Raw genomic sequence first — 8,560 nt, 5'->3', positions numbered from 1 at the left:
ATGTGGATGCACTACCTGAGTTAGTTAATCCAAAAACTAAACGGATCCATACCAGTTATAATCAAACGATTGCCGCCACTGGTCGGTTATCTTCAGTTGATCCAAATTTACAAAATATTCCCATTCGCACCGAATTAGGACAACAAATTCGGCGCGCCTTTATTGCTCCACCTGGTAAAGTATTATTATCATTAGATTATTCACAAATTGAATTAAGAATCATTGCTCACTTAGCGCAAGATGAAACCTTCATTAAAGCCTTTAAACATGGGGCTGACATTCACACGGAAACAGCCGCTGAGATTCATGGGGTTGACGTTAGTGCAGTCACACCAGAGATGCGGCGCGCGGCTAAATCGATTAACTTTGGTATTTTGTATGGTATGGGGGTGTATGGTTTATCACGTGATGCTAAAATATCTAATGATGAAGCCAAATATTATTTAGAACGCTATTTTAAATTACATCCCGCCATTGAAAAATATATCGTTAACACAAAAGCGTTAGCCAGAACACAAGGGTATGTTGAAACCTTGTTTGGCCGAAAAAGATTCTTACCGGATATAAATTCTGGTATGCATCAAGTGAAAGCCGCCGCTGAACGCGCCGCTATTAACATGCCAGCGCAAGGTACAGCCGCTGATATTATTAAAAAAGCCATGCTGGCAGTGGCTGATCTGTTACAGCAAGAAAAATTATCGGCTGTGATGTTATTACAAGTGCATGATGAATTGGTGTTTGAAGTTGATAAAGCCACTGTGCAAAAAGAAGCCGATCTGATCAAACATGTCATGGAAACAGTGGTGACATTAAAAGTTCCTTTAATAGTGGATATCGGTATTGGACAGAACTGGCAGGACTTGTCATAGTAGTTTTCCTTATGCTTATTTTCCTCCATGGTTCAGACACCTTTCGCCTCCATGAACGTTTAATGACGTTACGGCAAGGGTTTGTGCAGAAATATGATATTAACCAAGCCAGTATAGAAACAGTGGCGGCGAGTGATCTGACCGCTGATACGTTGGCAGCCAAGCTACACAGTGCCGGGTTGTTTACTAAGAAACGGTGCATTGTCATAACGGATATTTTTGCTTTAAAGGCTGATACAATTCCACCAAGTGATGCCGATACCATTGTTATCATTACTGCTAGTGAATTACCAAAAGAAGATTCAACTCTGAAGACTAGCGTTTTAGCGGCTGAGCGAGTAGAGGAGTTTGCTGAATTAACTGGAGCTCAGTTAGTGCATTGGGTTAACCAACGGGTGCGTCAAGCAGGTGGAACAATTGAACCGGCGGCTTTAAATTATATTATTCAAGCCTTAGGTCGCGATACCTGGCGGATGGCCAATGTTATTACCCAATTAGTTAATTATCAGACGGTCATTACTTTAGCGACAGTAGAATTATTTGTGCAGTCACCATTGGATGAAAATATCTTTCATTTCACAGATGCGTTATCGGCTCGTCAAACTGGGCAAGCGTTACGCTTATTACATGATCAACTCGAAACCGGCGCCAATGCGTTTTATTTATTAACCATGTTGGCTCGTCAGATTACAATTTTAATTCAAGTGAAAGCCGGTGGGGCAGCGGCGGCGAAAATTCATCCTTATGTACAAAAACAGGTTGGTCGAATGGCTGATCGCTTTGGTGCTGAGCAATTGGTCAACGCTTACCAGATGGTAGTGGCAGCTGATTTGAAACTAAAAACCACCAGGCTAACCCCAGTGGTTGTGTTAGATAAATTAGTGGTTGAACTTACGGTTTAAGAATTGAGTTTAATCGTTTTACCAAGCGAGCCTTTTTCCGAGCTCCAGTGTTGCGATGTAAACTGCCTTTCTGTACCGCTTTATCGATTGCTTTGCAGGCGACGCGCACTTGTTCAACAGCGGTTTGCGCTTTTGTCTCAATCGCTTTTAAACTAACACCGGTCAATTCTTTGACGGTGCGGCGGCGGTTACGATTGCGCGCTGTGAGTTTGATGGTTTGTCTGATCGCCTTGAAGGCGGCTGCTTTGTGTGCCATAGGGATAGAAGGTATCACAGCTTGCTAGATTTGTAAATATCCGGACGAAACGCCGGTAAACGAATCACTTGAATTGATTGGTTTGGGGCAATAAAATTAGGGGTTTGATCATATCCCAAACAGATAATATCAGGTTTAATTTGCTCAATAATAAGCTCTTTTTTACTAAAATCTTCTAAACCCAATCTGGCCTCAGCCACTTCTGGCACTGCCTGGACTTGTTGTAAACGAACCTGTTCTGATTGTTTCGGTAAATGTCCTTTTACTAGTAAGACATTTTTATCTCGGGCCACTACTACAACTAATCTATCACCCTGTTTTTTTGCTGTGCTCAAAAAAAACCGGTGACCAGGGTGAAGTTTATCGAAAGTACCGAAGATGAGAACAGTTTTTGGCATGTGGAGTAGTATAAACCTTTTTAGGTATTTGACAAAAAAATTGATCAGCGTAGACTGCAAACATTATGTTTCGATTATTCCAGTCGCAATTGAGTGTTCGTCGGACTCTACGTCGTATTTGCCCGTAGAGAATTTTACTTTGCCATTAAACCAATAAGGGCTTCTCTACGGGAAGCCCTTATTTAATTGTATGGGAATATTATTCACTCACTAACATTACAACTATGCTTAACACCACTATTTATCAAAAAGTTGCTTCACATGAAGGTAATCCCAAACCGGGTGATAAAGTATTATTACTTTACTCAGGCGGTTTAGATACCTCTGTGATCTTAAAATGGTTGCAGGATAATTATCACGTTGAAGTAATCACACTGACGGTTGGTCTAGGTCAACAAGCTGATGATTTACCAGTCATCCAAGACAAGGCCATTAAACTGGGTGCGACTCAAGCGTTAATTGAACATGCCGAAATTGAATTCGCTGATCGGTTTTTAAGTTTAGCCATTAAAGCGAATGCTCGTTATCAAGGAGAGTATTATTTAAGCTGTCCGCTTGGGCGAGCGATTGTGGCAGAAAAGGCTGTCCATTATGCCGGGCTATTAGGTATTCACTACATAGCTCACGGCTGTACCGGTAAGGGCAACGATCAGGTACGTTTTGAAAGTTATCTAACAACGTTGAATCCACATCTACAAACCATTGCGCCGGTTCGAGAATGGAGCATGGGGCGAGATGAAGAAATTGCCTATGCGAAACAACATGGCATTCCGGTGCGACAAAGCAACAGTAAACCATACTCCTATGATGAAAACATGTGGGGCAATACGGGTGAGGGGGGAGAAATAGAAACGCCTAATCTAGAACCACCTTTAGATAATATTCTCTTAATTTGTAAAACCCCAGAGCAGGCGCCGGACGTGGGTGTTTACCTGGATCTAGAATTTGTTGAGGGTGTACCGGTAGCAGTGAACGGCCAAACCCTAGCATTAGTCGATATTATTTTACAGTTGGGCAAAATTGGCGCCGAACATGCCATTGGCATCACTCATTTGATTGAGGATCGTTTAGTAGGTTTGAAAGTGCGTGGTGTGTATGAGCAACCAGCTGCTGCTATTTTGATTACGGCGCACTATAATCTGGAAAAATTAGTTTGTACAAGAACAGAAAATGAATTCAAAGCCAATGTAGATCAGAAATGGGCATACTTGTGTTACGGTGCCCAGTGGTTTGAACCTACCATGCAGCATCTCAACGTCTACATTCAGAGCGTTAATCAAAAAGTCACCGGCACGGTTAAGGTGAAGCTATATAAAGGTACTTGCACAGTAGTTGCCTTAACCTCTCCTTATTCATTATTTAACGGTCATTTAGCCACCTTTAACAAAGATGGATTGTTCAACCAAAACGCCTCGGCTGGATTTATAGAGTTGTATGGATTAGCACAACGCACGGCTTATCAAGTGTCGCAACAAGCAAAACAACAAATCTTTGAGCGCCAGTTCTTGAAGTAAATTACAACCATAGCTACATTTTACCTATTGACACCCGCTGCACAGTTTTTATAATGACAGCCTTACTTGTTTAATATTGAAATGAAACGAAACTTTAAGCGCTTTTGGAAACTAGGCCGCGAGGAATTCAATACCCAATACTTTGACATCACCACCGATGGTGATTTGATGTTGAAAGAAGGCAATTACCAATATAACCTCTATAAACTAGCCAAACAGTATGGTACTAGCTTAGAAGTGATGTTCCCGTTTATCGTTGAAAACCGGCTACGTCAGTTAACCGATTTCTTTAATGCTTATATCAAGCTGAACGATTATAAAGGTAAGTTCTATTATCATTACCCCATGAAAGTTAACCAGCACAAGCAGTTTGTGCTGTCAGTGGTGTCTGAGGGAGCTAATTTGGAAACATCTTCGGCTAACGAATTGTGGATTGTGAAACGCTTATGGGAGCAGGGTCGATTTAATAGCAAGATTCGGGTGTTGTGTAATGGCCCTAAAACCGAGCGCTATATTAAATTAATTGATGAGCTAAATCGTGAAGGGTTAATGATCACGCCTATTGCGGAGCATCATGATGAGTTAACTGCCTTTAGAAAAAATAAATGTGAAATTGGTTTACGCGTTAACCTTAATGTTAAAGTAAAATCTCATTGGGATAAAAAGTTTAACTACTTTGGTTTGCCAGAGGAGGAAGTATTGAAACTACCCAAGGTGCCTAATTTAGGGATTATCTCGTATCACGTCTCAAGCCAAATTGAGAAACTAGATGGTTTAACCGATCCGGTGAAACGGTTGTTTATGATTTACGCTAAATTGCGCCAGCGTAATCCTAAATTAGACACTATCGATATTGGTGGTGGGGGAGCCGTGCCGTATGTAAAAAAACCGATTTATACAGCTAAGGCGGCTGTTCATCAAATAATAAAAACCTGTAAGCAAATGAGTTTGAAGTATAATGTGAAAGAACCAAATATTATTTGTGAGTGGGGCAGATACATAGTGGCACCAGCGCAAGTCACTTTGTTTAAAGTGCTAACCGAAAAACCGATTGAGAATGGCAGTAATCGTAAATGGTATATTGTTGATGGTTCCTTCATAAATGATTTACCAGATACTTGGACTATTCATCAGCAATGGCATGTGATGCCAGCCAACAATATGACCAGTCGGAAAAATCAACGTACTTGGTTAGCCGGTTCAAGTTGTGATAGTGATGATAAATATACCGCTCAAGGAACATATATTTTATTGCCTAAATTACAGGAAGAGTCTGATCAATATGTGGCAGTGTGCGATACCGGGGCGTATCAAGATTCATTAGGGGCACGTCATTGCATGCTATCTAGCCCCACAAAGATTATTGCGCATAATGGCGAAATTAAAGTGTCTACCAAGCGTCAGTCGCCGGAGGAGTTAGGTAAATTATTTGGTTGGTAATATGATAAAATATCCAATTCGTTCAACGTTTAATTTCATGGGATATCCTAATCCAAATTGGGATAAAGCCAAAGTAGTATTGCTACCAATTCCATACGATGCCACTACGTCTTATCAAAGTGGCACGCGGTTTGGGCCTGAAGCGATGATTGCCGCCTCTACTCAGCTTGAGCTATATGATGAAGAGTTAGGTTTTGAAACTTTAGAGAAAGTACCGGTGTTTACTTTAGACCAAATGGAGCCGCAACTGGATCATCCGGGAGACATGATGGATGAAGTATATAAAGCCGTGAAACAAATCTATCAAGCAAAAAAATTTCCTTTTAGTTTTGGTGGAGAACATTCTTTAACCTACGGTGCCGTTAAAGCCGCCTGTGAGTTTTACAAAAATGTCTCAGTCTTGCATTTAGATGCCCATGCCGATTTTCGGGATAGTTTTGAAGGTACAAAATTTAATCATGCCTGTGTTATGCGTCGTAGTATTGAATGTGCCGATAGTGTCACTTCAGTTGGTATCCGGTCTGTCGCCAGTGATGATGCAGCCCAACACCAGAAATTTTCAAAGAACCATACTATGTTTTTAGCGCCTAAAGTGCCGTTAGATAAAATCCTCAAAACCCTCAAGAAAAATGTTTATATTACCATAGATATTGATGTGTTTGATGCGAGTATCATGCCCTCAACTGGTACACCACAACCAGGTGGTTTGAATTGGTATGATGTCTTAGGTTTAGTGCGCGCGGTAGCCAAACACAAAACGGTCATTGGTGCCGATGTGATGGAGTTTATGCCGATTGGCGGCCTGCGCGCTCCAGATTTTCTGGCGGCCAAGTTAGTCTATAAAATGATCGGGTCGTTTTATTTTCCGGGGAAATTGTAACACGTTTTTCGTAGAGACGTGCCAGCGGCACGTTTCTACGAAATAATTAAAATAAATGTTTACATAAAAACCCCCTCTCCTACGGAAGGAGAGGGGACATCTGTCAAAGACAGATTGGGGAGAGGTCTCTTATTTCCCCAACAGTAGCGCGGCCATCCACGGGAAGACCACGGTGACGTCACTTTGAATGATTTGATAATAACTCTTAGTGGATAATTTATCCCAGGTGATTTTTTCTTTACCACCAGCGCCAGAGTATGAACCATAAGACATTGGTGAAGAACCAATTTCTATAAAACCAGCCCAATCGCGCACTTGTTTATGTAGACCAAGATCGTGTTTCAATGAAGGCACCACACAAATTGGGAAGTCAGCTGAGATACCACCGCCTAATTGTAAGAAAGCCACCGGATGTTTAGCCGCGGTTTCCATGTACCAATCATACAGGAAGGTAAAATATTCTAGACCGGTTTTCATAATCATTGGGTCGAGCACAATCGGGTTTTTACCTTGCCGATATTTGCCACCATAAGTATAGCTGGCAAAAATATTACCCATCGTAGAATCTTCAAACCCAGGAATCACAATTGGGATATCTTTTTTATATGCGGCATAGGCCCAACAATCTTCGGTTTTAGCTAAACGATCTGGTTTAATTAATTTTTCGGCAAATAGTCTGCGGAAATATTCATGCGGAAAGAAGCGTTGTCCAGTGCGTTGGGCAGTTTGCCACATTTTTAACAAATGCGGTTCCATAATGCGCACCGATTCATCTTCTGGTAAGAAAGTATCAGTAATGCGGCGCAAACCGGCATCGCGTAATTCAGCTTCCTGTTCAGGAGTAAGCTCAGTGTAGCGAGGGATATTAGCGTAATGAGAATGAGCCACATAGCGATAGTATGATTCTTCATGATTAGCCCCAGTCGCAGACACTAGATGGACTTTGTCTTGCCTAATCAATTCGGCCAGCATCACACCAACTTCAAATGAACTTAGTGCTCCAGCCAAAGTAATGACTAGTTTACCACCGTTATCCAGATGATCTTTTAACCATAAAGCCGCCTGTAAGGTACTGCCGCCATTACAATGAAGCAGTGTGTTCTTAGCAAACTCACTGACCGCGCCAGATTTTTTGCCTTTAGACTTAGCCGTTGGTTGAATTATATGTTGTCGTAAGGCTGGGGTTAGCTTTTTGAGGGTTGATGTATTCATAATACATAGTAGGTTACCACATTTGACTAGACTGTTCAAATTCGTCGGATTTGGGCTAAATCTGAGGAAAAATGGTATTTTAGCGTGGTTGATGTAGTCGGTATACTATCTGATAGTAATGATCCAAGAAATTATTGGAAAGTCATGAAAAACCGCTTAAACAATGAGGGTAGTGAAGTGGTTACAAACTGTAACCAGTTGAGATTGATCTCCAAAGACGGTAAAAAACGTGAAACAGATGTGGCAGATGTTGAGAGTATGTTAAGAATTATTCAAAGTATTCCATCACCAAAGGCTGAACCATTCAAAGTCTGGCTCGCCAAAGTTGGTTATGAACGTCTTCAAGAAACAATTGATCAAGCTGAAGGTTTTAATAAAAATGCTCATGCCGCGAAAAAGGGTGGTACTATTGCTGGTCATGCTCGTAAACAACTTGATAAACAAACTGGTAAAACAGTGATTAGTCCTAAAAATTATTTATCGTCTACTAAATTAAAAGCAATTAAAAAAGGATCACTGAAAAAAAAGTTGAATAGAATCAGCTCATCACTAACCCACATGTTTCAGCGGCTTCAAACATGGGGTTAGTGGACTGACTAGGTGTACCAGTACTAACGTGTGAGTTAGTTTTTCCTTTTGTGGAACCGCATACGCCGTGTTAGGCGATGTGAATTTGTGCCTACCTTTTTTGCCACCGCTTTATAATTTCTTCGATTTCAAGTTGTAATTCTTCAAGGGTTGCCATAGTGATTTATATTAAAGGCACAAATTTCAGTTAACGTTCGCGTGTATGCGATGTTGCGACCGTAGGGAGCAATATGGGTGGAGCGTAGCGGAACCGCATACACGCTGTTATATGATGTCACAGTCGCCAATCAAAAATATTTATTTTCGATTTTTATTGCCCACCGCTTATCTTCAGGAAAGTGCTTATGAAGTGTTGAGCAAAGTTTTGTGCCGTTCTCGATTGCTTTCATATCTTCTTTTGCATAGAGTTGTACTAAAGAAATGTAGCCAGCTTTTGATAATTTTTCGTAAAGAGCTAGCATTATGGCTCCACAAACGGGTATTTTACTGATATTTGCTTTT

At 41.1% G+C, this 8,560-nt stretch carries 10 protein-coding genes; 6 read left to right on the top strand and 4 right to left on the bottom strand.

The window, feature by feature from the left end:
* A partial coding sequence (locus tag WCV88_06230; protein MFA6475753.1) for a DNA polymerase occupies nt 1-869 on the top strand: 869 nt, incomplete at its 5' end.
* 11 nt (nt 870-880) lie between these two features.
* Nucleotides 881-1,771: a DNA polymerase III subunit delta gene (gene holA, locus WCV88_06225; protein ID MFA6475752.1), complete on the top strand. Its 891-nt coding sequence runs from the start codon at nt 881-883 to the stop codon at nt 1,769-1,771.
* On the opposite strand, the gene rpsT is transcribed toward holA, so the two are convergent.
* Nucleotides 1,761-2,027 (bottom strand): 30S ribosomal protein S20, encoded by a 267-nt coding sequence (rpsT, locus tag WCV88_06220; protein MFA6475751.1) that lies wholly within the window; start codon nt 2,025-2,027, stop codon nt 1,761-1,763. The two genes, holA and rpsT, sit on opposite strands and share 11 nt — an antisense overlap.
* Nucleotides 2,028-2,041: 14 nt before the next feature.
* Nucleotides 2,042-2,425 (bottom strand): adenylyltransferase/cytidyltransferase family protein, encoded by a 384-nt coding sequence (locus WCV88_06215; GenBank protein MFA6475750.1) that lies wholly within the window; start codon nt 2,423-2,425, stop codon nt 2,042-2,044.
* A 224-nt stretch (nt 2,426-2,649) separates the two neighbouring features.
* Here WCV88_06215 and WCV88_06210 point away from each other — a divergent pair, with 224 nt between their 5' ends.
* From WCV88_06210 to speB, 3 genes are all read left to right on the top strand, one after another.
* The gene (locus WCV88_06210) at nt 2,650-3,939 is read left to right on the top strand and encodes an argininosuccinate synthase (protein MFA6475749.1); all 1,290 of its coding nucleotides are present in this window, start codon (nt 2,650-2,652) and stop codon (nt 3,937-3,939) included.
* A gap of 81 nt (nt 3,940-4,020) precedes the next feature.
* A complete protein-coding gene (locus WCV88_06205) occupies nt 4,021-5,379 on the top strand; it encodes a hypothetical protein (GenBank protein MFA6475748.1) in 1,359 nt (452 codons plus the stop codon).
* Between the two features lies 1 nt (nt 5,380).
* On the top strand, nt 5,381-6,259 hold the full coding sequence (speB, locus tag WCV88_06200; GenBank protein ID MFA6475747.1) for an agmatinase: 879 nt from the start codon (nt 5,381-5,383) through the stop codon (nt 6,257-6,259).
* Nucleotides 6,260-6,388: 129 nt separating this feature from the next.
* On the opposite strand, the gene WCV88_06195 is transcribed toward speB, so the two are convergent.
* The gene (locus WCV88_06195) at nt 6,389-7,471 is read right to left on the bottom strand and encodes a deoxyhypusine synthase family protein (GenBank protein MFA6475746.1); all 1,083 of its coding nucleotides are present in this window, start codon (nt 7,469-7,471) and stop codon (nt 6,389-6,391) included.
* A gap of 39 nt (nt 7,472-7,510) precedes the next feature.
* Between WCV88_06195 and WCV88_06190 the strand changes: the two genes are divergently transcribed.
* Nucleotides 7,511-8,059: a Bro-N domain-containing protein gene (locus WCV88_06190; protein ID MFA6475745.1), complete on the top strand. Its 549-nt coding sequence runs from the start codon at nt 7,511-7,513 to the stop codon at nt 8,057-8,059.
* Nucleotides 8,060-8,346: 287 nt separating this feature from the next.
* Here the strand turns inward: WCV88_06190 and WCV88_06185 are convergent.
* Nucleotides 8,347-8,560: hypothetical protein (locus tag WCV88_06185; GenBank protein MFA6475744.1), on the bottom strand; the 214-nt coding region annotated here is incomplete at its 5' end.

This window comes from Patescibacteria group bacterium, from assembly GCA_041665365.1.
In the GTDB taxonomy this organism is placed as follows: Bacteria; Patescibacteriota; Patescibacteriia; order UBA9570; family UBA9570; genus UBA9570.
This window is presented reverse-complemented; position numbering and strand designations above follow the sequence as displayed.

What these genes read in the sequence shown, in the direction of transcription:
- WCV88_06215 (MFA6475750.1), bottom strand. Translation starts at nt 2,425, where the DNA reads ATGCCAAAAACTGTTCTCATCTTCGGTACTTTCGATAAACTTCACCCT.
- holA (MFA6475752.1), top strand. Translation starts at nt 881, where the DNA reads ATGCTTATTTTCCTCCATGGTTCAGACACCTTTCGCCTCCATGAACGT.
- WCV88_06205 (MFA6475748.1), top strand. Translation starts at nt 4,021, where the DNA reads ATGAAACGAAACTTTAAGCGCTTTTGGAAACTAGGCCGCGAGGAATTC.
- rpsT (MFA6475751.1), bottom strand. Translation starts at nt 2,027, where the DNA reads ATGGCACACAAAGCAGCCGCCTTCAAGGCGATCAGACAAACCATCAAA.
- speB (MFA6475747.1), top strand. Translation starts at nt 5,381, where the DNA reads ATGATAAAATATCCAATTCGTTCAACGTTTAATTTCATGGGATATCCT.
- WCV88_06195 (MFA6475746.1), bottom strand. Translation starts at nt 7,471, where the DNA reads ATGAATACATCAACCCTCAAAAAGCTAACCCCAGCCTTACGACAACAT.
- WCV88_06210 (MFA6475749.1), top strand. Translation starts at nt 2,650, where the DNA reads ATGCTTAACACCACTATTTATCAAAAAGTTGCTTCACATGAAGGTAAT.